The sequence below is a fragment of the Marivita sp. genome (assembly GCF_020055635.1).
In the GTDB taxonomy this organism is placed as follows: Bacteria; Pseudomonadota; Alphaproteobacteria; order Rhodobacterales; family Rhodobacteraceae; genus Marivita.
Genome location: NZ_JAIPUT010000008.1, coordinates 62113 through 88019, shown reverse-complemented (window position 1 = coordinate 88019; position 25907 = coordinate 62113). Strand labels below are relative to the sequence as shown.

Annotated in this window: 21 protein-coding genes; 10 read left to right on the top strand and 11 right to left on the bottom strand. The window is 65.4% G+C overall.

Annotation, left to right across the window (positions count from 1 at the left end; translation table 11 throughout):
* Window positions 1–105 precede the first annotated feature (105 nt).
* On the top strand, window positions 106–906 hold the full coding sequence (locus LCF60_RS06350; protein ID WP_292290495.1) for a DUF1194 domain-containing protein: 801 nt from the start codon (window positions 106–108) through the stop codon (window positions 904–906).
* Window positions 907–910: 4 nt separating this feature from the next.
* Here the strand turns inward: LCF60_RS06350 and LCF60_RS06345 are convergent, their stop codons facing one another.
* Entirely contained in the window at window positions 911–1261 is a 351-nt protein-coding gene (locus tag LCF60_RS06345; protein ID WP_292290492.1) for a DUF4345 family protein, read from the bottom strand.
* A 121-nt stretch (window positions 1262–1382) separates the two neighbouring features.
* On the opposite strand from LCF60_RS06345, the gene LCF60_RS06340 reads away from it, so the two are divergent.
* The 3 genes from LCF60_RS06340 (at window position 1383) to LCF60_RS06330 (ending at window position 5011) form a co-directional block, all read left to right on the top strand.
* Window positions 1383–2645, top strand: coding sequence for a hypothetical protein (locus LCF60_RS06340; protein ID WP_292290491.1), 1263 nt, complete (start codon window positions 1383–1385; stop codon window positions 2643–2645).
* Window positions 2642–4030: a cytochrome P450 gene (locus LCF60_RS06335; protein WP_292290489.1), complete on the top strand. Its 1389-nt coding sequence runs from the start codon at window positions 2642–2644 to the stop codon at window positions 4028–4030. The genes LCF60_RS06340 and LCF60_RS06335 overlap by 4 nt, the downstream gene beginning before the upstream one ends.
* Before the next feature lie 87 nt (window positions 4031–4117).
* Entirely contained in the window at window positions 4118–5011 is an 894-nt protein-coding gene (locus LCF60_RS06330) for a fructose bisphosphate aldolase (protein WP_292290487.1), read from the top strand.
* A gap of 115 nt (window positions 5012–5126) precedes the next feature.
* Here LCF60_RS06330 and LCF60_RS06325 read toward each other — a convergent pair whose 3' ends face one another.
* From LCF60_RS06325 to queA, 3 genes are all read right to left on the bottom strand, one after another.
* A complete protein-coding gene (locus LCF60_RS06325) occupies window positions 5127–5705 on the bottom strand; it encodes a DUF924 family protein (RefSeq protein ID WP_292290485.1) in 579 nt (192 codons plus the stop codon).
* A gap of 127 nt (window positions 5706–5832) precedes the next feature.
* Entirely contained in the window at window positions 5833–7125 is a 1293-nt protein-coding gene (locus LCF60_RS06320) for an MFS transporter (protein ID WP_292290484.1), read from the bottom strand.
* A 135-nt stretch (window positions 7126–7260) separates the two neighbouring features.
* Window positions 7261–8307 carry a tRNA preQ1(34) S-adenosylmethionine ribosyltransferase-isomerase QueA gene (gene queA / locus LCF60_RS06315; RefSeq protein WP_292290482.1) on the bottom strand — a complete coding sequence of 349 codons (1047 nt, stop codon included), beginning with the start codon at window positions 8305–8307 and terminating at the stop codon, window positions 7261–7263.
* A 169-nt stretch (window positions 8308–8476) separates the two neighbouring features.
* On the opposite strand from queA, the gene LCF60_RS06310 reads away from it, so the two are divergent.
* Complete coding sequence (locus tag LCF60_RS06310) at window positions 8477–10069, top strand: ABC transporter substrate-binding protein (protein WP_292290480.1); 1593 nt, start codon at window positions 8477–8479, stop codon at window positions 10067–10069.
* A gap of 95 nt (window positions 10070–10164) precedes the next feature.
* Here the strand turns inward: LCF60_RS06310 and LCF60_RS06305 are convergent, their stop codons facing one another.
* Complete coding sequence (locus LCF60_RS06305) at window positions 10165–13461, bottom strand: DUF3971 domain-containing protein (RefSeq protein ID WP_292290478.1); 3297 nt, start codon at window positions 13459–13461, stop codon at window positions 10165–10167.
* Between the two features lie 84 nt (window positions 13462–13545).
* Here LCF60_RS06305 and LCF60_RS06300 point away from each other — a divergent pair, with 84 nt between their 5' ends.
* The 4 genes from LCF60_RS06300 to LCF60_RS06285 all read left to right on the top strand — a co-directional run bounded on the left by LCF60_RS06300 (window position 13546) and on the right by LCF60_RS06285 (window position 17062).
* Window positions 13546–14013 (top strand): peroxiredoxin, encoded by a 468-nt coding sequence (locus LCF60_RS06300; protein ID WP_292290477.1) that lies wholly within the window; start codon window positions 13546–13548, stop codon window positions 14011–14013.
* Between the two features lie 200 nt (window positions 14014–14213).
* Window positions 14214–15023, top strand: a complete 810-nt coding sequence (locus LCF60_RS06295; protein WP_292290476.1) for a ferritin-like domain-containing protein — start codon at window positions 14214–14216, stop codon at window positions 15021–15023.
* Between the two features lie 217 nt (window positions 15024–15240).
* Window positions 15241–16557, top strand: a complete 1317-nt coding sequence (locus LCF60_RS06290; RefSeq protein ID WP_292290474.1) for a M23 family metallopeptidase — start codon at window positions 15241–15243, stop codon at window positions 16555–16557.
* Window positions 16547–17062 carry a polymer-forming cytoskeletal protein gene (locus LCF60_RS06285; protein WP_292290472.1) on the top strand — a complete coding sequence of 172 codons (516 nt, stop codon included), beginning with the start codon at window positions 16547–16549 and terminating at the stop codon, window positions 17060–17062. The genes LCF60_RS06290 and LCF60_RS06285 overlap by 11 nt, the downstream gene beginning before the upstream one ends.
* A gap of 89 nt (window positions 17063–17151) precedes the next feature.
* Here the strand turns inward: LCF60_RS06285 and LCF60_RS06280 are convergent, their stop codons facing one another.
* The 6 genes from LCF60_RS06280 to LCF60_RS06255 all read right to left on the bottom strand — a co-directional run bounded on the left by LCF60_RS06280 (window position 17152) and on the right by LCF60_RS06255 (window position 24967).
* Complete coding sequence (locus LCF60_RS06280) at window positions 17152–17415, bottom strand: hypothetical protein (protein ID WP_292290470.1); 264 nt, start codon at window positions 17413–17415, stop codon at window positions 17152–17154.
* Window position 17416: 1 nt separating this feature from the next.
* Window positions 17417–20209 (bottom strand): glutamine-synthetase adenylyltransferase, encoded by a 2793-nt coding sequence (locus LCF60_RS06275; RefSeq protein ID WP_292290468.1) that lies wholly within the window; start codon window positions 20207–20209, stop codon window positions 17417–17419.
* A 514-nt stretch (window positions 20210–20723) separates the two neighbouring features.
* Window positions 20724–21932 (bottom strand): beta-ketoacyl-[acyl-carrier-protein] synthase family protein, encoded by a 1209-nt coding sequence (locus LCF60_RS06270; protein ID WP_292290466.1) that lies wholly within the window; start codon window positions 21930–21932, stop codon window positions 20724–20726.
* Window positions 21933–21938: 6 nt separating this feature from the next.
* Entirely contained in the window at window positions 21939–22199 is a 261-nt protein-coding gene (locus LCF60_RS06265) for an acyl carrier protein (RefSeq protein ID WP_292290464.1), read from the bottom strand.
* 36 nt (window positions 22200–22235) lie between these two features.
* Window positions 22236–23327, bottom strand: coding sequence for a UDP-3-O-(3-hydroxymyristoyl)glucosamine N-acyltransferase (gene lpxD, locus LCF60_RS06260; protein WP_292290462.1), 1092 nt, complete (start codon window positions 23325–23327; stop codon window positions 22236–22238).
* Window positions 23328–23356: 29 nt separating this feature from the next.
* Entirely contained in the window at window positions 23357–24967 is a 1611-nt protein-coding gene (locus LCF60_RS06255) for a L,D-transpeptidase family protein (RefSeq protein WP_292290460.1), read from the bottom strand.
* A gap of 347 nt (window positions 24968–25314) precedes the next feature.
* Here LCF60_RS06255 and LCF60_RS06250 point away from each other — a divergent pair, with 347 nt between their 5' ends.
* On the top strand, window positions 25315–25884 hold the full coding sequence (locus LCF60_RS06250; RefSeq protein ID WP_292290458.1) for a DUF882 domain-containing protein: 570 nt from the start codon (window positions 25315–25317) through the stop codon (window positions 25882–25884).
* The last annotated feature ends 23 nt before the right edge of the window (window positions 25885–25907 follow it).

Below are 25907 nucleotides of genomic sequence, written 5' to 3'. Positions count from 1 at the left end.
CCGAGTGGATGGATCGTCGGTTGATCGCTCCTGGTACACCGGCGCAAAGCCGCGCAAGAGACATTGTGATTGGACCCGTCCGGCCCGGTTGGGCATTCTTCAGGCATGAACCGCTTGCTTGCCCTTGTCATGGCGGTCTGCCTGACGGCCGCGAAACCGGCAACCGCACAAGAGATCGAAGTCGATCTCGAGCTTGTGCTGCTGGTGGATGTCTCGCGGTCGATGACTCCGCGCGAACTGGAAATCCAGCGGCGCGGCTATGCCGAGGCGCTCCGGTCGAACGCCGTGTTCGAGGCGGTGCAATCGGGCCTGCTGCAAACCGTGGCGATCACCTATGTCGAATGGGCCGGAACGCAGGAGGTCGTGATCGACTGGCGTGTGCTCCAGTCGCGGGCCGATCTCGATGCCTTTGCGCAAATCCTGACCACGCGCTTCGAACCGGCGCTGCGGCGCACCTCGATCTCGGGCGCGCTGAGCTTTGCCGCGCAGCTGTTCGAAACCAACAGCTACAAGGGTCTGCGTCAGGTGATCGACGTGTCGGGCGACGGGCCGAACAACCAGGGGCCGGATGTCGTTCAGTCCCGTGACGCGGTGTTGGGCAAGGGCATCATCATCAACGGATTGCCGCTCATGACCCAGGAGGGCATGGGCAGCGCGTGGCATCTGGACAATCTCGACATCTATTACCGAAACTGCGTCATCGGCGGTCCGGGATCCTTTGTCATTCCCGTCACCCACTGGGACGATTTCGCCGATGCGGTGCAACGCAAGCTGGTGCTCGAGATGGTATCCCGCCCGCCGACCGAACAGGTGGTCCCGGTTCAGTCCGCCCCCCGCGATCCGACCGATTGCCGCGTCGGGGAGAAGATCTGGCAGGACCGGCGGCTCGACTGGTACAGCCCGTGACCCGTCAGAGATTCGCGATCAGCAGCCACGCCGCCAGCACCGCCTCGAACGCGAAGTAAAGATGCGCCTTCGGAAAGGGCGGCTTGTCCAGAACAAGCGACGCCGCCCGCCCCAGTCCCGCGCCAAGATAGACAAAGCCCAGCATGGCATAGGCCCAGGGCGTGCCGAGCCACAGGCAGGCCAGCCCCACCACCACGAACATGCCCCCCGCCGAGGCGCGCAATTCCGAAAGGCCCATCGTCGTGTCGCCGGTGCGCAGGTCCAGCACCCCGGCGGTATACCGCGGCGCAAGAAGCCCGAAGGCGCCCAGCGCGATGCTCAGAAGTGCTGCAACGATGTTGAGTATGTCGATCATGGCGGTCCTCTTGGTTTGACGGTCAACAGACCATCTAGAGCGCGGTTCCCGTGCTTCACCAAACATTTGGCGCATTTCGCGGCTACTGTTACACTCGCCGAAAAACCAGAGCAGTCCGCCCATGTCCGCCCCGCAGCCCTCCGTGCGTCGTCGCAAGGTGTTCTACATCCCCGGTTACGACCCCTTCCCGGCCCGCCGGTACCGCGAGCTGTACCGCAGCGAGGGCGCGAGACAGGCCAAGATCTCGGGCTACGGCCTGCATGTCGAAGCCTCGGGTCACGATGGCCCCTATGGCTGGCACGCCGCCGGCCTGATCGACGACACCCGCGTGTCCGCCGATATCGAGGTGCTTCTGTGGTCCGACATCGTGCGCGACAGCATGTCGAACAGCATCCTCGCCACCTATTGGCAGCTTCTGCGCACCAGCTGGACCTATATCGCGTCCGGCACCCTGCGGCGTCTGGCCGTGTTGCCCAAGGGCCCGCTTGTGGCCGCGCTCTATCCGATCGGCGTGCTGATCCTGCAACTGCTGGCGGCGCTGCTGGCGGCGCATCTCGTGGGCTGGGCTCTGTCCACGCTCTTTGGTGCTGCGACCCTCTGGGCCATCGGTCCCGGAGTCCTTCTCAACTGGGGCACGTCGCTGCTCTACTGGACGCCGTTCTTCGCGATCATTGTGCTGGTCCTGCGGTGGTTCAAGGCACAGGACCGCCGCATCTATGCCTATTACCTGATGCATGACTACGCCTTCTCGGCCAGCCGCAAGGGCGCGACCCCGCCCGCGCTGCAAACCCGCATGGACGCCTTCCGCGGCACCATCGCCACGGCGCTCTTGCAGGACTATGACGAGGTATTGGTGGTTGGCCACTCCTCGGGAGCGCATCTGGCGGTGTCGATCCTTGCCGACATCCTGCGTGACGCCCCGGACCGCCCCGCGCGCCCGGCGCTGTCCTTTCTCAGCCTCGGCCACGTGATCCCGATGGTGTCCTTCCTGCCTGACGCATGGGCATTACGCGCCGATCTGCAACTCCTGTCGGAACGCGACGAGATCGTCTGGGTCGATGTCACCGCCCAGGGCGATGGCTGTTGCTTTGCCCTTTGCGATCCGGTGGGCGTGTCGGGCGTCGCCACCCGGGACAAGCAATGGCCGCTGGTCTTTTCTGCGCAGTTCTCGCGCACCCTGGCCCCCGAGCGGTGGACCGCCCTGCGACGCAAGTATTTCAAGCTGCACTTCCAGTATCTCTGCGCCTTCGAGCAACCGCTCGATTACGATTATTTCCGGATCACGGCGGGCCCGCTCACCCTGGGCCAGCGCTACGCCACCCGCGCCCCGTCCCCCAGCCGGATCGACGTGCCGGTGTCGAAATACACGAACACCGCCCCGTGATCCCACCCAAGCCGAAATCCCGGCCCGACCGCGTGTCGCTGTGGCGCTACATGCGGCTTTTTCGGCGCGATATCCTGTCGGCCCAGCCAGAGCGGCTTTTCAGCGCGTGGATGGCCGAGTTCCGCACGCCGTTCTTTCGCTCCTACCTCGCCAATGACCCCGCGCTGGTGAAAGCCATCCTGCGTGACCGGCCGCGCGATTTCCCCAAATCCGACCGCATCGGCGAAGGCTTGCGGCCCTTGCTGGGGCAATCGGTGTTCCTGACCAACGGGCCGGCATGGGACCACCAGCGCCGCATCATCGACCCCGCCTTCGAACGCGGCCGACTGGCGCAGTCCCTGCCGGCCATGTGGGAGGCCGGTCAGGCGATGGTCAACCGCCTGCTGGCGCAGATCGGAGAGGGCCAGCAGATCGAAGTGGAGGAAATCGCCAGCCACGCCGCCGCCGACGTGATCTTCCGAACGCTGTTCTCGATCCCCATCGAGGATTCCATCGCGGCGCAGGTGTTCCACGAATTCCGCGCCTACCAGCGCAGCCAGCCGATCCTGAACCTTGCCGCCTTTGTCCCTTTGCCGCGCTGGTTCCCGCGCTTTCACCGGGCCGAGACGAAACGCGCCGCACAGCGCATCCGTGCGCTCATCACCCAGTTGGTCGATCAGCGCCAGACCGAGATCACAAACGGCACCGCGCCCGACGATCTGGCGACCCGGATCATGACGACCCCGGACCCTGAAACCGGCACCTGCTTCAGCGCCGCCGAAATGGTCGATCAGGTGGCGATCTTTTTCCTTGCCGGGCATGAAACCAGCGCCAGCGCGCTCGCCTGGGCGCTCTATCTCTGCGCCGCGTCGCCCGACTGGCAGACCCGCGTCGCGCAAGAGGCCGCCGCGCTGACGGACCCGCGGGAGGTCAGACGCCTGGGCACGTCCCGCGACGTGTTCCGCGAAACCCTGCGGCTCTACCCGCCGGTCCCGATGATGGTGCGCGAAACCACGCAGCCCGAGACCTTTCGCAAACGCGCCATCCCCAAAGCGGCGCAACTCGTGCTCAGCCCGTGGCACCTGCACCGGCACACCCGGCTCTGGGACGATCCCGACTGTTTCGACCCGGCGCGCTGGCAAAGACCCGAAAGCCGGGACAGCATCCGCGACGCCTATATGCCCTTCAGCGCGGGGCCCCGCGTCTGCCCCGGCGCGGGCTTTGCGATGGCCGAAGGACCGCTGCTCCTGTCGCTGGTCCTGCGCGCGGTCGAACTGACGCCGATCCCCGGCCAGACCCCGCATCCAGTGGCGCATCTCACCGTCCGCGCGCGCGACGGAATCCGGCTGCACGCCCGCCCAAGACGGTTTGCGGAAAGGTGCGGCGGGTCATTGCCTGAAGGTTAGCGCTAACCTATTGGCATTCTTCTATCATTTTGATCTAGGCTGATCTAGGACAGCCACAGATGTACCATTCAAGCTTGGGGATTCCACATGACCGACACCGCAATGGCAGACCGCATCAAGACCGGCGCTGGCTTTATCGCCGCCCTTGACCAAAGCGGCGGCTCCACCCCGAAGGCGCTGCGCCTCTACGGCATCGAGGAAGACGCCTATAGCAACGATGCCGAGATGTTCGCCCTGATCCACGACATGCGCTGTCGCATCATGACGGCACCCGATTTCACCTCGGACAAGGTGCTGGGCGCGATCCTTTTCGAACGCACCATGCGCGACACGGTCGAGGGCATCCCGGTGCCGGCCTTCCTGTGGCAAGAGCGCGGCGTGGTGCCGTTCCTCAAGATCGACAAGGGGCTCGAGGACAAGGAGAACGGCGCGCAGGTGATGAAGCCGATGCCGGGTCTCGAAGCTCTTCTGACCGATGCCAAGGCGATGGGTGTCTTCGGCACCAAGGAACGATCGGTCATTCACGAGGCGGATGCAACCGGCATCAAGGCCGTCGTCGCCCAGCAATTCGAGGTGGCCCGCACCGTCTGCGCCGCCGGTCTGGTGCCGATCATCGAACCCGAGGTCGACATCAACAGCCCAACCAAGGCCGAGGCCGAGGCGATCCTCAAGCAGGAAATCCTGAACGAACTCAACGCGCTGGACGACACTCAGAAGGTGATGCTCAAACTCACGATCCCGTCGCAGGACGGTCTCTATGCCGATCTGGCCGACCACGCCAACGTCCTGCGCGTCGTCGCCCTGTCGGGTGGCTACAGCACCGACGATGCCTGCGAACGGCTGGCCCGCAACCCGGGCATGATCGCCAGCTTCTCGCGCGCACTGGCCGAGGGGCTGTCGAAACAGCAGTCGGATGCAGAGTTCAACGCCGCGCTCGGCAACAACATCGCCAAGATCTTCGACGCGTCGATGTGCGCCTGATCGGCGGCCTTGCCAGCATGAGGCAAGGCTTGCAAGATACTGGAAAGACGTGACTTTTCCGAAAACCGGTCCTGTCGCGGCGTGACATGCCGCGCAGGACATTTCAGAGCAGGTCCTACCCCGCCTTCTTCAGCTCTTCCACCGTCGATCCATAGCCGCCGTCGCTGATGTAGTTCTGCTCGCTTGCGGTCGAATGACGGCCCAGGGCCGCGTTGCGATAGGGGAAACGGCCAAACTTGCGGATCACCTCGCGATGCGCACGCGCATGCAGCAGGTTGGCCGCGCCGCCCTTCGGCATCCGGTCATGCATCAGGCGCACGCAGCGATCCTGGTCGTAAAGGTTCTCCGAATGCATCAGCGGCATGTAGAAGAACTGCCGCGCCGGTTCGTCGATCTTCATGTCCCAGGACTTGCCGATGGCCTGCTTGGCCGCGGCCAGCGCGAAACGGTCCGAGGAAAACGCCCGCGCGCTGTCGCGGAACATGTTGCGGGGAAACTGATCCAGCAAGATGATATAGGCCAGCGTTCCGGCCGGATAGGTCAGCCACAGTGCGTGACGCCCTTCCATCGCGCCGATCCAGGCGGTTTCGAACCGGTCACGGATCTCCTGGTCCAGCGCATCGCTGGCCTTGTACCATCCACTCGGCCCGACCTCGTCCAGCCAGAAACTCAGCACTTCGTCCGGCGTGACCATGGCTCTCTCCCGATCCTACGCGTGGTCTTGCAGTAACTGAGGGAGCGTAACCAAGAAACGAATCGCGCGACAGTCACTTTTCATGTCAGTGACGACATATCGCGGCCGTGACGCGGTCCGCCGCCGATCAGGCGGCATGCGATCCCGGCTTGATGTCCTCCTCCGCCTGCGAGTCCGCTTCCGCCTCGGCGGTTTCGATGGCCCATTCGGACGCGATCTCGACAGTGACGGGCGATGCCGTCGGCATCATGCTCTGATACGCGATGGTGTCCTCCGAGGACGGCGCCCGGCGCTGGGTCATCCGGTAGACGGCGTAGGCTGTCAGCGTCAGCAGCATGAAGGCCAGCAGAACGAAATATCCCGGCGGGCCCATCACCTGCATCGCGTAGCCGATGATCAGCGGACCGGTGATTGCGCCCACACCGTTGACGAACAAGAGCCCGGCCGACGCCGCTGCCATGTCCTCGTGTTGCAGGAAGTCGTTCGTATAGGCGATCAGCAGCGAATACAGCGGGTTCGACAGACCCCCGATCAGAAAGGCCGCCACGAGCAGAGTGACGTAGCTGTCGCCAAAGACCATCCCCAGCACCGAGGCAAGGCCCGCGATCAGCGCCGAGAGCGCGATCAGGATACGCCGGTCAAAGCGGTCCGACAGCCACCCGACCGGGTACTGGAACAGCATCGCGCCGATATAGAAGATCGCCGTGAAGAGCGGGATCTGGGCAAGGCTCAACCCCGCCTCGGTGGCATAGACCGCCGCCATCCCGAACTGCGCGGCGAACACGCTGCCCATCAGGAACATGCCGACACAGCCCAGCGGCGAGACATGATAGAGCTCGAGCAGGGTCATCCGCTTGGTGCTCTCGAAGGCGGGGGTCGGAGAGATCGACAACAGGATCGGCGCGAAGGCCACCGAGACCAGCACCGACGGAATCACGAAGAGCAGGTACCCCGTCGGATCGGGCACCACGAGCAGACCCTGCGCGATGATGATGCCCAGCATCTGCACGATCATGTAGGCCGACAGCGCCTGGCCCCGTGTTTCGTTGGTGGCCGAATTGTTGAGCCAGCTTTCCGCCGTCACGTAGACGCCACAGAAACAGAAGCCGATCACCACCCGGCCCAGCGACCAGGCAATGGGGTCCTGGAAGGTCGGAAACAGCAGAAGCGCCGCCGACACCAGCGATCCAAGCGCCGCGAACACCCGCACGTGACCGACCCGGCGGATCATGTTGGGCGTGACCCGCGAAGCGATCAGGAAGCCTGCGAAATAGGCCGACATGACCACCGACATCTCGATGGCCGTGAATCCGAGGGACGAGCCGCGCACACCCAGCAGGGATCCCTGCAAGCCATTGCCAAGCATCAGCAGAAGCATGCCCAGCAACAGGGGCCAAGATGTCCGGATGACACTGAGCATGTCAGTTCCCTTCCTTGCTGTCGGTTTCCGGTGCGCTGGCGCGCCAGCTCCCCCCGGGGCTAGTGCAGCCCGCAGCCGACCGCAATCACCCAAGCGACGTTTTTTGCCGTCCGGCCGCCGCGAATGTCGCTGCCCTCACGGAATGAGCAGGGAACTGTCGCCATAGGAAAAGAACCGGTAGCGATTCTCGATGGCGTGGGCGTAGATCTCGCGCACCCGCTCCTGCCCCATCAGCGCCGAAACCAGCATCATCAGCGTCGATTTCGGCAGGTGGAAATTGGTCATCAATCCGTCGGTCACCTGGAACGCGAATCCCGGATAGATGAAGATGTCGGTGTCGCCCTCCCAGGGCTTGATCGTCCCGTCCCGCGCCGCGCTTTCGATCAGCCGCAGCGCCGTGGTGCCCACCGGGATCACCCGCCCGCCGGCCGCCTTGGTCGCGGCGATCTCGGCGGCGGCTGCCTCGGACACGCGGCCCCATTCGGCATGCATCTTGTGGGTGGTCACATCCTCGACCTTGACCGGCAGGAACGTGCCCGCGCCGACATGCAGCGTGACGAAACTCATGCCGACGCCGCGCGCCTTGAGCGCCGCCACCAACGCCTCGTCGAAATGCAGCGATGCCGTGGGGGCCGCCACCGCGCCGGAATTGCGTGCCCAGATGGTCTGGTAGTCTTCCTTGTCCTGCGCGTCTGCGGGCCGCTTGGCCGCGATGTAGGGTGGCAAGGGCATTGCGCCCGCCTCGGCCAGTGCCGCGTCGAAATCCTCGCCGGTCAGGTTGAACCGCAACAGCGCCTGCCCGTCGCTGCGCCCTTCGAGGCTGGCCGAAAGGTCGGACGAGAATTCCACCACCTCCCCCTCGCGCAGCTTCTTGAGCGGCTTGACCAGCGCCGACCACGTCCCGTCCGCCTGCGGCTCCAACAGCGTCACCTCGATCCTGGCTTCGGTCGGCCCGGTGTCGCCGACACGCCGCCGCACACCGAAAAGCCGCGCCGGGATCACCTTGGTGTCGTTCAGCACCAGCCGGTCCGTGGGGCGCAGGATGTCCGGCAATTGGTTCACGATCCGATCGGAAATTGCCCCCGCCTCGACATGCAGCAGCCGTGCCGAAGACCGCGGCGAGGCGGGCCGCGTGGCGATCAGGTCTTCCGGCAGGTCAAAATCGAAATCGCTGAGTTTCATGGGGTGATGTCCGCTGAACGAGTGTCGCCGCAGCCCTTACCTGACCCGACCGCGCAACAAAAGCGGACACCGCTTTTGAAAAGGCATGTGGTCCGGTGACCCGGCGGGAATGTTGATCCGCCCCTTCCGAGCACTACCCTCTCGGGTTCAAAAAAAGGGAACCGTCCACATGAAGAACAAACCGATTGCGCCAGCCGCGCAGCTCACTTCCGGGCCAAGCCGCCGCACTCTGCTTCAAGGGGCCGCCGCAACCGGGCTGGTCGCAGCCGTGCCGGCGATGATTCCTCGCCGCGCGTCCGCGGCGCCGACGCGAGGCGGCACATTTCGGGTAGGCGTGCATGACGGAAACAGCACGGATAGCTGGAATCCGGCGACGACCGAAAGCATCCTGATGATCCATTCCAGCCATGTGACCCGGTCCTACCTCACGGAAATCACCAACGAGAACAAGCTTGGTCCGGACCTCGCCACCGATTGGGAGGCGATGGACGGTGACGCGTCCAGATGGCGCTTTGCGCTGCACCCCGACGCCACCTTCCATGACGGGCGGCCGGTCACGTCGGCAGATGTCATTGCCTCGATGAACTACCACCGCGGCGATGACAGCACGTCTGCGGCCAAATCACTCATGACGGACATAACCGATATCTCTGCGGACGGGGATCACGCGGTGATCTTCACGATGGCTCAGGGCAACGCGGACCTGCCCTACCTGCTGACGGACTATCACCTGGTGATCGTACCGGCCAAGCCGGATGGCGGTATCGAATGGCAAGGCGGCATCGGCTGCGGCCCCTATCGCGTCGTCGATTTCGAACCGGGTATCCGGGCCACGTTCGAGCGCCATGACGGCTGGCACCGCGCCGATAACGGTGCCTGGTTCGACCGGATCGAGATGACCGTCCTGAACGACCCGAATGCCCGGCAAACGGCCATCGTCACCGGCGATGTGGATGCGGTCACCGACGTGGACCTCAAGACCGCGGACCTGCTGGAACGCGCCCCCGGGGTCATCCTGGACGACGTGGCTTCCGGCACGCATATCACCATGCCCATGCATTGTGACGTGGCACCCTTTGATGACGTGAACGTCCGGCTTGCCCTGAAACACGCGATCGACCGGACGGAGATCGTCGAGAAAATCCTGTTTGGCCGCGGCACGGTCGGCAACGATCACCCGATCGCTCCGACAATGCCCTTTCACGCCGATCTGCCGCAACGCGAACAGGATCTTGACCGTGCGCGTTATCACCTCAAGGAAGCTGGCTATGATCGTTTGTCCGTGGAGATCTCGGTAAACGACACGTTGCTCGCGGGGGCAGTGAACATGTGCTCCCTGTTCGCCGAACAGGCAAAACCCGCAGGTCTGGATATCCAGGTCAAGCGTGAACCGGCTGACGGGTACTGGTCGAACGTCTGGCTGAAAGTGCCGTTTTGCGTGGTCTCCTGGGCGGCGCGCCCGACACCTGACGTGATGTTCTCGCAGGCTTATCGGGCTGGTGCGGAATGGAACGAAAGTCGTTGGGAAAACGAGCGTTTCAACGAATTGCTGCTTGCTGCGAAGTCGGAAACCAATGACGCGCTGCGGGCCGAGATGTACGCGGAAATGCAGATGCTGTGCCGCGATGATGGCGGCACCATCGTGCCGTTCTTCCGCAACCGCACCTCTGCGCGGCGGGACAATGTGATGCACGAAGAGAGCATTTCCGCTGTCTGGGAACTCGATGGTGCGCGCGGATACCATCGCTGGTGGTTCGCCTGATCCCGGTCTGCTGACCGATCCCCACCAAACCGGTCGTGCCACTTCAAGCGGTGGCACGACCACGCTCGACACGCCGTCGGCGCCTACAGCAAGGATCACTCCCCCGGCACCGGCGCGGGCCGTCTGAAAATCTCGCGGAACATCCCCGGTGTCAGCGCCGACAGCGGGTTCACACTGACATTCGGCTGGCGCGCCGGTCCGGTCAGGTTGAAGTTGAACCCGATCAGCCCTTCGCCCTTGCGGGTGAAGATGCTGCCGATGCCGTTGAGAAAGAAGATCGGCGACAGCACCCCCTGCAAGTCCAGGCTGCTGGTCCCGAGATCGTAGGTGCCATCCAGCGAAATCCCCATCGACGGCCCGGTGGCGCTTGACCGTGTCAGATAGAGTTGATCGGGGGTAAGGCGAAACCTTGCCTCCACTTCCGTGAACAGGATGCCCGGCCCTTCGAGCTGGTCCAGCAGGCCGACGATGCTGATCGCATCCAGCAGCGACGCGATTCCCGGCGCATCGCGCAGCCGCGCGTTGGCCACGTCCAGCGCCCCGTCATAGCTGCCGGGCTGGCCCGCGACCGGCGACAGCACCAATGTCATGTCGCCACCCGCGACGGTCTTGAGGATACCCGCCTCGCGGATCACCTTGCCCGCCGCGTCCGACCGGATGCGGAACGCCGTCGCCCCGGCCTGCGGCACGGCCTCGCCGGTGATCGGTGCCTTGCCGTTGACGCTGGCGGTGAAATTGCCGGTCAGGCCGCCGCCCGAGCGCAGGTCGGCGCGGAAATCGGTCAGGCGGATGTCGTTGGAGACCTGCAAGCTGTCCAGCGCCAGTGTCAGCGGCACCGGCCCGCCCGCGCTGCCGCCTCCGCCGCCACCCCGGCCCAGCGGCGCGCTGCGCAGGTCGACCGATCCGCCCGCGATCCGCACCGCAGGCGGCACCCCGGCGCCGCGCCCGGTCAGCGTCACCGGCGCGTCGAGCCATCCACCGGCGCGCACCCGGTCGAGGTCGATCGACGCCAGCGCGCCGGTCTCGTTCAGACGGAGCGATCCGCGCGCCTCAAGCCCCGGCCCCTCGAGCACCAGCCGGTCGATCCGCGCCGGTTGGTCCAGCACCCCGGCCACCTGCAGATTGCCCGTCGTGCCTTGCGGCAGGCTCCAGCCGATCGGCGGCAGCGACAGGCCGATGCCCCTCAGCCGCGAGGTCAGTTCGAATTCCGGGGGTGCGCCGCGCCGCAGCTCGACCCGCAGATCGGCCGGGCCGCTGCCGCTGACCATGCCGTCGGGCAAGGCGATGCCGAAGGCCCGTGCGGCGCTTTCCGACAGGGTCACGATCCCGTCGATGCGGCTGTCGCCGGCGGGCTGGCCCGGTTCCGGGATCGGCAAGGTCCAGGTCCCCTCGAAAGGCACCCCCGACAGCGCCGCCTGCCCGGACACCTCGAGCCGGGCGTTGGTCACCGATACGTCCAGCGCCTGCGCGGTCAGGTCGCGGTTCGGCACGATCCCGTCGCTGGCCACCTGCGTTGCGCGCCCGCGCACATCCAGCGCCATGTCCGGGAGCCGCACGCCCCGGCGCAGCGGCAGGTTCAGCGTGCCGTCGAACCGCACCTGCCCCGCCAGCAGGTCCACCGGGCGGTTGGCCTTTTGCATGATCTCGAGCGGCGGACTGTCGAGATAGGACAGCAGCGCTTCGACCCGGCCATCCCCCGCCAGGGTGATCTGGCCATCCGCCGGGCGCTGCCCGGTGTCCGGGATCACAAAGGTGCTGCCGTCGATCCGGATGGCCCCACCTTGGGGTGGCTCGATCCGGCCTTCGGTCAGACGCACCGCAAAGCGGTTGGCATTGAGCGTCAAACTGCCCCTGCCCTGCTTGACCACCGGCAGCGTCCTGGCATAGCGCACCTGGGCCTGATCGAACGCGGCATTGAGAAAGACCACCGGGCGCGGCCCGTCCTGCGACCGCAGCGCGAACTGGCCCTCGGTGATGACCCCGCCCTGGATGTTGTCGACCACCCAGTTTCGGGTGCGCGGCGCCATCGCCACCGGCCAGACCCGGAGCAGCGCCTCCGGCGTCAGCGCGCCGACACTGCCATCCAGCGCATAGTGCCAGGCGTCCCCGGTCGCCGCCAGACGGCCCTTCATGCGCAGCGGCACCTGCGGATCGTCGATCCAGACTCGCCCGAGGTCGAGCTCGAACGGATCGAGCCGCAGGCGGAAATCCAGCTCGGTTCGCGCCAGCGACAGCGGCTCGTCGAACACCGTGTCCGGGGCCGCGCGCAATTCGCTGAAGCGGACCTGCCCGAGCATCTGCGACGGGCGGGCGTCCTGCAACCCGTCGAGCGTGGCGCGTCCCTCGGCGACGGCGCGGACAAGGTCGCTGTCCACCGACAGCTCGGTGAAGGTGATCTGGGACCGGTCGGGATCGAAGCGGAAATAGCTGCGCGCAGAATTGAACGGAATGGCCGGCGTGTCGGGATTGGGTTGCAGCACACCCGCGTCGATCTGCAAGGTCGCGTTCAGCACACCCAGCGATCCATCCGCCCGCATCGTGGCCCGCAGCGCACCCGAGATCGGCGCGCGCAACGCCCCCAGCCAGGCCAGCGCCGGACCCTGCGTGGCGATGTCCTGCGACGGCATGTCGGTCAGCGACACCCCGAAGGCCACATCCGTGTCGCCGATGGTCGAGGACGCATCCAGTTGCAGCCGCGTCGCCGTGGCGCCGCCGCCCAGCACCGCCAGGTCGCCCGACAGGCGCAAGAGGTCGCCCTCGCGCTCGAGCAGGATGCGCCCGCCATCCATCGTCCAGCCGCGCCGCGCGCGGGCGTCCTCGAAACGCAGGGTCAGCCCGTTGGCCTCGACGCTTTGCAGCCGCGACAGCCGGTCATCCAGCAGGAGCCGGTCGATCTGCGCCACGATGGTCGGCACGTCCGGCGCCGCGTTGCCCAGCGCGAAGGCATCGCCCAGCGCCAGGCCAAGCTGGCCCGCGCGGTTGCGCGTCAGCGTCACGAAGGCGCCGCTGACGCCCAGGTCGCGCAGCACCACCTTGCGGCGGATCAGGTCATAGGCGGTCAGACCGATCTGGACATCCGACAGCACTGCCACCGGCGCGCCTTCCGAGGTCTGCACATCGACGTCCAGAAGGATGATCCGGGTGCGCCCGTCCGTTTCGAGCCGCAGCTGGACATCGCCGAACAGCACCCGGAAGCCCGGCAGGCTCTCGGCCAGCCGCGTCTCGACCATGTCGCGCACCCAGTCGGGGGCCGACAGGCTGCGCCCGGTCACCGCCCAGCCCGCCGCCAGGACCGCCAGCACCAGCGCCAGCAGCACGCCCAGCGTCCAGCGCCCGCGCCGTCTGCGGCGGGGCGTTTCGCGGAATTCGGAAGGGGCCTCGGCCTCGGTCACTGGAAGCGCGATCCTTTTGCGTTATTCTTGGGACGCAGGGACATCTCCCTCTTTCCCGTTTCTTGTCTTTTAAAGGATAGCGTCATGAGCGACACACTGGAATTGGCTCCGGAGTTCACACTTCCGGTACAGGGCGGCGAGGACAGCGAGGTTTCGCTGGCCGGCCTGCGCGGAACCCCGGTGGTTCTGTTCTTCTACCCGCGCGACGATACGTCGGGCTGCACCAAGGAAAACGAGGCCTTTACCGGGCTCGAGACCGAGTTCGCGCAGCTGGGCGTCAAGGTCTTCGGGATCTCGAAGGACAGCCTGGAAAGCCACGAGAAGTTCATGGCCAAGAAAAAGCTGACCGTGCCGCTGATTTCGGACGAACATGGCACCGCGTCGGAGGATTTCGGCGTCTGGAAAGAAAAATCCATGTACGGCAAGACATTCATGGGGATCGAGCGGTCGACCTTCCTGATCGACGCCGAGGGCCGGATCGCCCGCGCCTGGCGCAAGGTCAAGGTGCCGGGCCATGCCGAAGAGGTTCTGGAAGCGGCCAGGGCTTTGTGAGGCTTCGGGTCGGATCGGGCTGTGCCCGATCCGACCGGGGCGCGCCTGCGGCGCGCGGGAAAGTCCCACCCGACCTGCACCCGACCTCCATGAGGCCGAACCGATGGCGCAACGCAGACCGGTCTTTTGGATATTTGGAAACCGGAGAAGGGCAGCACGCGCTCTTGCATTCCGGAGCGTGGCGCGCGACCTAAAGTGTCATGATGACATTATGCGACATGGCGGTGGACGTCCTGACGACCGCGGACGGGCGGGAGAAAACCGCGAAATCCCGGGATTACGCCGCGCGATGGGCCGCGGCGCGCGCCGCCGGGACGCCGCTGCCCATAGGTGCGGCCCGGCCGCCCCTGCGCCCGTCGCGCCCGGACGCGCCTGCTCTGCTTGATCCGCGCGACGTGCCCAAGCGCAAGCCGGGCAGCCCGCAGGGACGCATCGCGCTCTTGCATGCCGTGGCGCATATCGAACTGAACGCCGTCGACCTGCATTGGGACATCATCCCGCGCTTTGCCCATGTGCCGATGCCGATGGGGTTCTACGATGACTGGGTGAGGGCGGCCGACGAGGAGTCCAAGCACTTCAACCTGATGTGCGACTGTCTTGAGGAACAGGGCAGTTTCTACGGCGCCCTGCCCGCCCATGCCGGCATGTGGCGCGCCGCCGAGGACACGGCAGAGGATTTCATGGGACGGCTCGCCGTGGTGCCGATGGTGCTCGAGGCGCGGGGGCTCGACGTGACGCCGGGCATGATCGGGATTTTCCGCAAGGCGAATGAGACCGGCGCGGTAGCCGCGCTCGAGACGATCTATGCCGAGGAAGTCAGCCACGTGGCCTATGGCTCCAAGTGGTTCCATTTCCTGTGCGGGCGGCATGAACAGGACCCCAAGGAGGCCTTCCACAGCCTGGTGCGGCGGTATTTCAAGGGCGCCCTGAAACCGCCCTTCAACGAGGAAAAGCGCGCCGAGGCGGGCCTGCCACCGGATTTCTACTGGCCGCTGACAGAGACCGGGTGACCCGTCCCGACGGCACCGTGTGGTTCCCGCAACAGGCTGTAAGCCTCGAACAAATCGGCGAAATTTCGCCAATTCGGCGGGGTATCGCGCGGCTGGGCGTCCCGGTGGTCCAAAAATGTTGCCAATTTCCGAATGTCTCGGTAAGGCCGTAACGGATGCGCGTCCGGAGTTGGGGCTTTGGAGACGTGATCGAGGGACGGGACAGAGGAACATACAGGTGCGCACAAGACTTGCGATAAGACTGCATGGCATACTTGAACGCTTTTTTCCGGAACGCCGACTGTTTCTGCGCTCCGACACCGACACCCGCTTCATCCGACTGAAATCAAGCACCCAGGCCGTCGCGTTCGGCGGCGCCTCTCTTGTTCTGGCCTGGAGCATCATCGCCACGGCAGTGCTGCTGATGGACTCGATCGGCTCGGGCAATTTCCGCGAACAGGCGCGACGCGATCTCGAGACATACCAGACACGGCTCAACATCCTGTCGAAAGAGCGCGACACCCGCGCCGCCGAGGCCGTCGCCGCGCAGGAGCGCTTCAACACCGCGCTGGAGCAGGTGTCGGTCATGCAGTCCAACCTGCTGGATGCCGAAACCCGCCGCGTCGAACTGGAATCCGGCCTTGAAGCGGTGCAGCTCAAGCTGCGCGACGCGATCCGGGCCCGCGAGGAGGTCCGCACCGAACTGGCCGCGCTGCGCACCGAGATCGAGGATGGCGGTGCCGCCCTCGCCTCTTCCGGAGAGGTTGACACCACGACGCTCGATTTCCTGTCCACCGCGCTGGCGCGTACCGCCGAGGAACGCGACCAGGTAGTCGCCGATGCGCAGGACGCGCTGATCCGGGCCGACGAGATGGCCACCGAGATCAAGCTGATGGAAGAGAAGAACGACACCATCTTCCGCCAGCTCGAAGAGGCGATGACGGTGTCGGTCAAGCCGCTCGACAAGATGTTCGAGGCGGCGGGCATGGACGCCGACAGCATCCTCAACCAGGTGCGGCGCGGTTATTCCGGCCAGGGCGGCCCGCTGACGCCGCTGAGCCTTTCGACACGCGGCGAAGCACTGCCCTCCGAGGACGTGCTGCGCGCCAATCGCATCCTGAACCAGATGGACCGGCTGAACCTGTACCGGATCGCGGCGCAGAAAGCCCCCTTCGCGATGCCGATCAAGGATTCGTTCCGCTTTACCAGCGGATTCGGATACCGCTGGGGCCGCCTGCATGCCGGCACCGATTTCGCCGGGGCGCATGGCACGCCGATCTATGCCACCGCGGACGGTGTGGTGACGTTCGCGGGCTGGCAATCAGGATATGGTAGGCTCGTCAAGATACAGCATGAGTTCGGCATCGAGACGCGCTATGCGCATAACTCGAAACTCTATGTGAAGAAGGGTCAAAGGGTCTCGCGCGGGGATCGTATCTCTGCTATGGGGAACACTGGACGTTCCACCGGCACGCACCTACACTACGAAGTCCGTGTCGGCGGCAAACCCGTCAACCCCATGATCTACATCAAGGCTGCAAACGATGTTTTCTAAAAGCAAAATCAACGAGCCCGGCCCCAAGGCCGATGACGTCAGTTCGCCGAGGCCGGCCATGCCTGACTCGTCGCGTCCGTCGTCTTCGGAATTCAAGGCCTCCGCGCCCAAGGCAAAGCCCGCTGCGTCGATCCTGTCGAGCGATCTGCACATCACCGGCAACCTCAAGACGACCGGCGACATCAATGTCGAAGGCACCGTCGAGGGCGACATCCGTGCGCATCTGCTGACCGTCGGCGAAAGCGCCACGATCAAGGGGGAAGTCATGGCCGACGACGTGGTCGTGAACGGCCGTGTCGTGGGTCGCGTGCGCGGCTTGAAGGTTCGACTGACCGCCACCGCGCGCGTCGAGGGCGACATCATCCACAAGACCATCGCGATCGAATCCGGTGCCCATTTCGAAGGCTCGGTTCAACGCCAGGACGATCCGCTCAATGGCGGCAAGGCCAAGCCCGTCGCATCCGCCGCGCCGGCCAACCCGACCCCGGCCGCATCCAACGGCTGACACGCCGGAGCGACGATCTGGACAGGGCCGCCCCGGGGCGGCCTTTTTCGTTTGATGATCCTGAAATCAGCCCCGTCGCAGCCTGCGCCTCAACTGCGCCGACCCTTCCAGCCGCCTCGGCGTCTGGGGGCGGTTGTCGCGGTCAGGCCCTCGCGCAGGACATGGGTCATCGGGTGATCCGGCACCGGATGGCGGGCCAGCAGTTCCTCGATCAGCGCGGTGCTGTCGGCATTGACCGGGACGGCCAAAGCCCAGTCCAGGAAGATCGACCGGCATTCCTCGTAGGTGATCCCGTCGATCCGGAACGATTCCGCGATCAGGCCTTTCGGGTCGGTGGCGTCGCCCTTGCGCATCTCAGCTGTCCCCTGTCACATCCGGCAGTACCGCGTCGATCACCTGCGCGGCGTCATCCGCCTTGTCCCCGAGCCTGTCCTTCAGCCCTGCGATACTGTCCGCGCCGGTGACCCGGCACAGGAAATCCGATGCCGCGCTGTTGTCGCCTTCCGGCGCAATCGGGCTTTCGGAAATCAGGCGCGAGGCGATCTGAAGCGACCAGCAAAGCCGGTACGCGTCGCTCAGGGTGGCAGCGTCGGTGTCGGACAGCCAGCCGCAGCGCGCCCCGTCCGTCAGCGCGTCGGGCACCGACCCCAGCGGCACTCCGGCCAGCAGCGCGGCGGCCTGGGCGACAAGTTCGATATCCTGCATCCGGCCCTGCCCCAGCTTGGCGTCCCACGGATCGCCCCGCCCCTTGGCGGCGGCGATGCGGTTGCGCATCCTGGCAACCTCGCGCAGCACCGTGTCGCGGTCGCGCGGCGCGGACAGCACCGCCGCCTGAACCTGCGCCACGTCGGCGGCGACGTCCCGCGGCCCCGCGATGACGCGCGCGCGGCTCAACGCCAGGTGCTCCCACACCCAGGCGTCGGACGTCTGGTAGGTCTCGAAGGCGGTGAGGCTGGTGGCCACCGGTCCCTGGTTGCCCGACGGGCGCAGGCGCATGTCGATCTCGTAGATCCGGCCCTCGGCCATCGGCGCGGTCATGGCGGTGATCAGCGCCTGTGTCAACCGTGCGTAATAGGGCCTGGGCGCCAGCGGGCGTCGGCCCTCGGACATCTCCGCGTCGCCCGGATCGTAGATCACGATCAGGTCGAGATCGGACTTGGCGTGCAGCCGCCGCGACCCCAGGCTCCCCATGCCCAGGACCACCGCGCCGCGCCCCGGACAGGGGCCGTGCTTGCGGGCGAACTCGGCCTGTACCTCGGGGGCCAGCGCACCCAGCGTGGCATCGGCCAGATCGGCATATTGCGCGCCCGCCTCCTCGGCCCCGATGAGGCCGCGCAGCAGGTGCACACCGATGCGGAAATGCCATTCCTTGCCCCAGCGCCGGGCGGTGTTGAGCTTGTTCTCGTAATCCGCTTCGCGCGCCAGCACGTCGGACAAGGCAGCGCGCAACGTTGGCTGACCCGGCCAGTCGGCAAAGAAATCCCCACCGATCACCGCGTCGAACACCGAGGCGTTGCGCGACAGGTAGCGTGCGAGGTCCGGCGATACGCCGACGATGTCGATCAAGAGGTCGATCAGATGCGGATTGGCTTCGAACAGCGAGAACACCTGTACCCCCGCGGGCAGTCCGCTCAGGAATCCGTCAAACGCCATCAGCGCATCCATCGGCTGCGAGGTCTTGGCCAGGCGACCCAGGATCTCGGGTTGCAGCCGTTCGAAGATGCCGCTGCCGCGCGCCGAGCGCAGCGCGGGATAGGTGCGCCAGCGGCTGACGATCTCGGAATTGGTCAACTCGTCCGGCACAGAGCCGGACCTCTCCGGGGCCGTTTCGCCACCAAAGAAGCCTTCGGTCAGGTCATGCACCTCTTCCAGCCGGGCGCGCAGCTCGCGGGTCAGGCTGGTCCGGTCGGTGCCCATGAAGGCGGCGAGCCGGTCGAACCCGCCTTCGGATTGCGGCAGGTCGTGGGTCTGGGCATCGCGCAGCATCTGCACCCGGTGTTCGACCTCGCGATGGGCGCGGTAGTGGTCGGTCAGGGTTTGCGTCACGTCCTGCGGCACCCAGCCCTTTTCGGCCAGCACCGCCAACCCCGGCACCGTACCCCGCACGCGCAGGTCGGGGTCGCGGCCACCGGCGATGATCTGGCGGGTCTGGGTGAAGAACTCGATCTCGCGGATGCCGCCGCGCCCCAGCTTCATGTTGTGGCCCGGCAGGGTGATCGCGCCGCCCAGTCCCTTGTGGTCGCGGATGCGCTGCACCATGTCATGCGCGTCCTGGATGGCGGCGAAATCAAGGTGCTTGCGCCAGACGAAGGGCGTCAGCGTCCTGAGGAATTTTTCGCCCGCCGCAACATCCCCGGCACAGGGCCGCGCCTTGATATAGGCGGCGCGTTCCCATGTCCGGCCAAGGCTCTCGTAATAGCGCTCCGCCGCCTCCATGGCGAGGCAGACCGGCGTGACCGACGGATCGGGTCGCAGCCGCAGATCGGTGCGGAACACATAGCCTTCGCCGGTCAGATCGCTGAGCATCGCGCACATCTTGCGCGTCGCGCGCACAAGGCTGGAGCGTGCCTCGTGGTAGTCGTCGGGATCGAACCGGGTTTCGTCGAAGAGGCAGATCAGGTCCACATCCGAGCTGTAATTCAGCTCTCCGGCCCCCATCTTGCCCATCGCGAGCGCCACCATGCCCCCCGCCTGTTCGGCGTCAGTCTCGGTCTGGCCAGGCAGCTTGCCGCGTTTGATCTCGTGCCCGACACAGGCCCGCAGGGCCAGGTGCACCGAAAGATCGGCGAAATCGGTGAGCGCCTGCGTCACGGTTTCCAGCGGCCAGACAGCGGCCAGATCGGCCAGCCCGGTCAGAAGCGCCACCCGGCGCTTGGCCTGCCGCAGCCGCGAGGCAAGCGCATCGGGGGCTGTGGCGCGCAAGGTGGTGTGTTCGTCCGACAACGCGCGCTCGGGATCGTCCAGCGCCGTTTCGAGCCAGCCGCCCTCTTTCTCGACCAGCGACTTGAGATAGGGGCTGCACCCGCAGGCGCCGTCGATCAGCCTGGCAACGTCGCCCGTCGCCCACGGCACGGCGTCCCGCGCATCGGCCCCCTGGTCAAGGTCGTAAGCGTGCGGAAGTCGGGTGATGCGGCTGGCAAAATTCATGGCCGCAGATGGCCATGTGTTGCGGGAAAGTGCAATGGGCCTGCTTGGGTGCCGGCACAGGGCCGCGGACATGCTGCGCCGTCATCCACGGGCGTGACCCGCGGATCTGTCCGGCATCAGGTCTTCGGGTCTTGGCCCGGGATGACGTATTGGAAGGAAAGAAGCGGCGCCGCTCTTTGGCCTGACATTCTCTCATCTGGCGGGGTGTCCCCCGTGACCTGCGCCCCTGTCAGGGGCCTTCGTGAAACCGGTTTCTCAGGGTCGCCCCATGACGGGGAACAAGAGAGTGTCAGTTTAACTGTCGCGGCATGGGAGTGACCCTTCCCGCTCGATGCGCATCGTGGGACGGGGTATGGCACCAGCAACGTTAAGGATCTGGAAACCGGGCGCGCGGTGCCAAGACCATTCGAATGGTCTTGCCAGAGCCTTGCAAGGCTCTGATCCGCATTTTCGAAAATGCGGGCCACCCCGTTTCGAAACGGGGTTTCAAGCCTGTTCGAACAGGCTTGCCGCCTCACACCCGCCGCAGCGCCAGCACGGCGTTCAGCCCGCCGAAGGCAAAGGCGTTCGATAGCGCCACCTCGACCCGTGCATCGCGTGCCACGTTGGGCACCACGTCAAGCGCGCATTCCGGGTCCGGTTCCTCATAGCCGATGGTCGGCGCGATCACCCCGTCGCGCAGGGCCATGATGCAGGCCAGAAGCTCGATCGCGCCGGTGCCGCCGATGCAATGGCCGTGCATCGACTTGGTGGACGAGATCATCAGCCGGTCGGCATGGGCGCCGAACACATCGGCGACAGCGGCGCATTCGGTCTTGTCATTGGCCGCCGTGCCGGTGCCGTGGGCGTTGATGTAGCCCACGTCCTCGGGGTTGAGCCGCGCATCGGCCAGCGCCCCGGCAATGGCGCGCGCCGCGCCGTTCTTTGAGGGCATCACGATGTCGGAGGCGTCCGACGTCATCGCGAATCCCACAATTTCGGCTAGGATCTCGGCCCCGCGCGACCGCGCGTGTTCATACTCCTCGAACACGAAAACGCCCGCGCCTTCGCCCTGCACCATGCCGTTGCGGTTGGCCGAAAACGGCCGGCAGGCGTCCTTGGACATGACGCGCAATCCTTCCCACGCCTTGACCCCACCAAAGCACAACATGGATTCCGACCCGCCGGTGACCATCACCGGGGCCAGCCCGCCATGCACCATCTGAAACGCCTGCGACATGGCATGGTTCGACGACGCACAGGCGGTGGACACGGTAAAGGACGGACCCTTGAGGTTGAACTCCATCGACACGTGGCTTGCGGCGGCGTTGTTCATCAGCTTGGGCACGACAAAGGGATGCACCCGGTTCTTGCCCTCTTCGTAGACGCTGCGGTAATTTTCATCCAGCGTCGTCATGCCGCCGCCCGAGTTGCCCAGAACGACCCCGGACCTGGCCGCCAGTTCGTCCGAAAACTCAAGCCCGGCCTGTGCCAGCGCCTCGCGGGCGGCGATCAGGGTGAACTGGGTGAAGCGGTCATACAGCGACAATTGCTGCCGGTTGAAATGCGCCGCCTCGTCGAAATCATGCACCTGCGCGCCGATCTGGATGGCCAGCCGCTCCACGTCGCGAAAACACAGCTGGCCGATGCCGCAGCGCCCCTCGCGCATCGCCTCAAGCGTGTCCGCCACGTTCAGCCCCAGCGCGTTGACCGTTCCCGCCCCGGTGATGACCACGCGTTTCATTCCGGTTCAATCCTTTTGCAGGGCGACCAGCCGCTCGATCCCGTCCACGACCGACGCCACCGACGAGATGTCGAAATCGCTTTTCTGCGGTTCATTGGCGTTGAAGGGCACTTCGATGTCGAACTCTTCCTCAAGCGCGAAGATGCATTCGACAAGGCCCATGCTGTCGATGCCCAGATCCGCCATCGTGTCCGTCATGGTTACATCCGACGGTTCGATCATGGCCTGTTCCGCGATGATGCGAATGACCCTGTCCTTCACGCTCATGTGTTCACCCCGGACTGATTGCGTCTGCGCCGTGATTTAGTCGCTCGGGTCGGGCTTTGAAACCGCTTTCTTCAGCCTCGCCACATCCGCGATCAGGCGCGGCAGGCGGCGCAGCTGCCGGTAGAGATCAAGCTGCGTGTCCATCTTCATCGCCGGGTAGCCCAGCATGACGCGCCCCGACGGCACGTTCGACAGCACCTTGGTGGCGCCGCCGGTGATCACGTTGTCACCGATAAAGAGGTTGTCGCTGACCCCGGTCTGGCCGCCCAGCACCACGTTGTTGCCGATGCGGCTTGATCCGGCGATGCCGACCTGCGCGCAGATCAGGCAATCCGTGCCGATCACCACGTTGTGGCCGATCTGGGCAAGGTTGTCGAACTTGCAGCCGGACCCGACCTGCGTGTCGCGCACCGTGCCCCGGTCGATGCAGCTGTTGGCACCCAGTTCCACGTCGTCGCCGATGGTGACGCTGCCCAGCGAATGGATGCGGGCATAGCTCTGCGCCGTGGCGTCGCCCTGGTCGCCAAGGGTTTCGCGCACCTTTTCGGCGGCCGAGGGTTCGGGCGTGACAAAGGAAAATCCGTCCGCGCCGATGCTGGCACCGAAATGCGCGATGAAGCGATCGCCGATTGTCACGTCGTGGCCGATCCGCACCCCGGGATGCAGCAGCGCGCCCTGACCGATGCGGGCGCCCTGGCCGACAAAGACCTGCGCGCCGATCACCGATCCCGCGCCGATCACGGCGCCCGGCCCGATCACGGCAAAGGCGCCGACCGACACGTCATCGGCCAATATCGCCGTCGGGTCGATCACGGCTGTCGGGTGACGGCCCGGCGCATAGCCCGCGCCGGCATCCATCATCGCCGACAGGCCCGCCATGGCATAGCGCGGGCGCGGTGCCAGCAGAGCGGCTGCAAGGCCGAAGGCGCGCCAGTCCGCGCCGTGCCAGAGCATCGCCGCGCGGGCCTTGCCGGAAGACAGTTGATCGGCGAATTCCGGCTTCATCGCAAGGGCGAGGTCCGACGCGCCGGCCTGTGCCGGTTCCGCCACGGCCGTCACGATCAGCGACATGTCGCCCTCGGCATGCAGGCCAAGGGCGTCGGCAATCTGTGATATCGTGTAGGGCATCCGCGCCTCCGGCCTGACTGGCCGCAGGTTTAGCTTTGAATGCCGCCGATCTCCACCCCTGCCGCGCTCAGCGCGTCCCAGATCGCCGCGTCACGGCCGTAAACATCGCGGCGGAACTGGGTCTGACCCTTGGCCTTGGTGAAGGCGGTGCGGTAGATCAGGTGCACCGGCACCGGCTGATCGAGGTTGACCCGCGTTTCGCTACCCGTGCGCAGACGCGACTGGAAAAACCCGACCGGATCGTCGGTCTGTCGTGCCAGCAGCGCATAGGCGAACTCGTGCGGATCATTCAGGCGGACGCAGCCGTGGCTATAGGTGCGCACCTCACGCGAGAACAGGTTTTTTGCAGGCGTATCATGTAGATAGATGTTGTACTTGTTGGGAAACATGAACTTGACCGTCCCCAGGGCGTTGCGCGGCCCCGGCGGCTGACGCATGGCGAAGGGAAAGCTGTTCGCGGTGTATCCGGCAAAGCTCTGGTTGCGGCTGACCACCCGGCCGCGGCTGTCGGTGATCACCAGATGGGACACCGCGCCGGGGTTGTTGCGCAGTTTCGGCAGGTACTCGCCCACGATGATCGACCGCGGGACGTACCAGCTCGGGTTGATGACCATATGGTCCATCTCGTCCGAGAATTCGGGGGTCTGGCGGTCGAATTCCTGATGGCCGACGACAGAGCGGGTCTCGAAGGTCATCTTGCCCTGATCGAAGATGCGGGCCTGAAAATCGGCGATGTTCACGAGGATGTGCCGGTCGCCCAGACCGCCCGGCTTGTTGAGCCAGCGCTCGCGCTCCATCGCCACGATCACCGATTTCAGCCGGTCCTGCGCGGTGGCGTTGATTTCGCTGAGCGTGTCGCCACCGGCAACCCCGTCGACGGTGAGCCCGTGATTTTCCTGAAAGCCGCGCACCGCGTCGGTGATCGCTTCGTCATATCGCGCCGTCACGGTCCGGTCGAGATAGTCCATCGCGATCAGCCGGTCGCGCAGCGCGACGACCCCGGCCCCGGTATCGCCCGGTTCGTATTTGCCCGACGGGACAGGCGCGCCCCAGCCACCATGCGCGACGTTGTGTTCCAGCCGCATCTTGACCTTCATCAGCCGCGCGTATTCCTGCGACTGCGGCACCAGCGACGCCAGAAAGGCGCGCGGCGAATCCGACAGCAGCCCGTCGAGGTAATACGCGGTCTCGCGACGCGGGATCTCGCGCACGATCGCGCTGCGCACCCGCGACGGCGTGTCGATGATGCCGGTCTGAAGATCGCGGGCAAAGTCGAGATAGAGTTCGGTCAGCGCCACTTCGAGCGCGCCGCGATCGAACCCCGAGCGCACGGCGGCCATGCGCGACAGCAGCGCCTCGGCATTGTAGCGGGCAGCGGGAAGACCGTGGAACGAGGCCATGCTCAGCGCCTCGAGCAAGGCGGTCCGGCGTTCCAGGTCGGCGGCGGTTCCGCCCGTCCAGACCGGGTCGAAGCCGCGGTCGCGGTAAAACGCGGCGACCTGCTCGTCCGCAGAGACGCGTTCGGCGACCGCCTGCTGAAATGCAGTGACCTGAACGGCAGCGGCCTGTTGCGGCGCCAGGTAGCTTGCCGCTACAAGCGCAATCGCTGCCACGCCGTTCAGAACTTTCCGGTCGCTCATTCCGTAATCTCCTATAATCATATCAAAACAACGCGTTAGCGCACAGGTTGTTCACATGGTTTCGTCCCGCCCGCAGAGTGTCCATTCACAAAAGCGTTCAGGATCGCTTTTGCCACGGCCCTGCGGCCCGGATGCATCGCCTGGCGCGGGTGTCGCGCAACTCTAACACAGGATCACAATTTAAGCAGGATTCTGCCGAAACCCCTTGAACTGAAAATTTTCGCGGAACTTTAGGTTTTGTTGGGATTCTTCATGTGTCATAGTTTCTGCACACTCTAGGCATTCGGCAGCTTCGCGGAACGGCGCGAACACCAAGGCAAACGTGAACACGGGACAGGCACTTCAAGATGACTGACACAGTATCTGGCGGCTTCACGCGCCGCGGATTGCTTACTGCATTTGCAGCCACAGCAGTATCCGCAGCGCCGACTTACTCCAATGCGGCAGGGTTCCTGCGCGGCGGCGGCGATATCCGACGGATCAAGATGTACTCGGGCCGAACCGGCGAACGGATCGACATGATCTACTGGATCGAGGGCGAGTATATCAAGGACGCGGTGAAGGAGGTTCATGTCTTCATGCGCGATTGGCGCACCAATGATGTGAAATCCATCGATCTGCGCACCATCGACATCATGGCGGCGGCGCATAACATGATGGATGTTTCCGAACCCTACATGCTTCTGAGCGGCTATCGCAGCCCGAAAACCAATGCCATGCTGCGCAGCCGCAGTTCGGGTGTTGCCAAGAATTCCCTGCATCTCAAGGGCCAGGCGGCCGACCTGCGGCTCAATTCGCGGTCGGTCGGGCAGATTGCCCGCGCTGCGAGTGCGTGCAAGGCGGGCGGCGTCGGCCGGTACTCCGGGTCGAATTTCGTCCACATGGATTGCGGTCCGGTGCGCAGCTGGGGCCGGTAAGGCGCAGTTTCCTGTCAGGATTT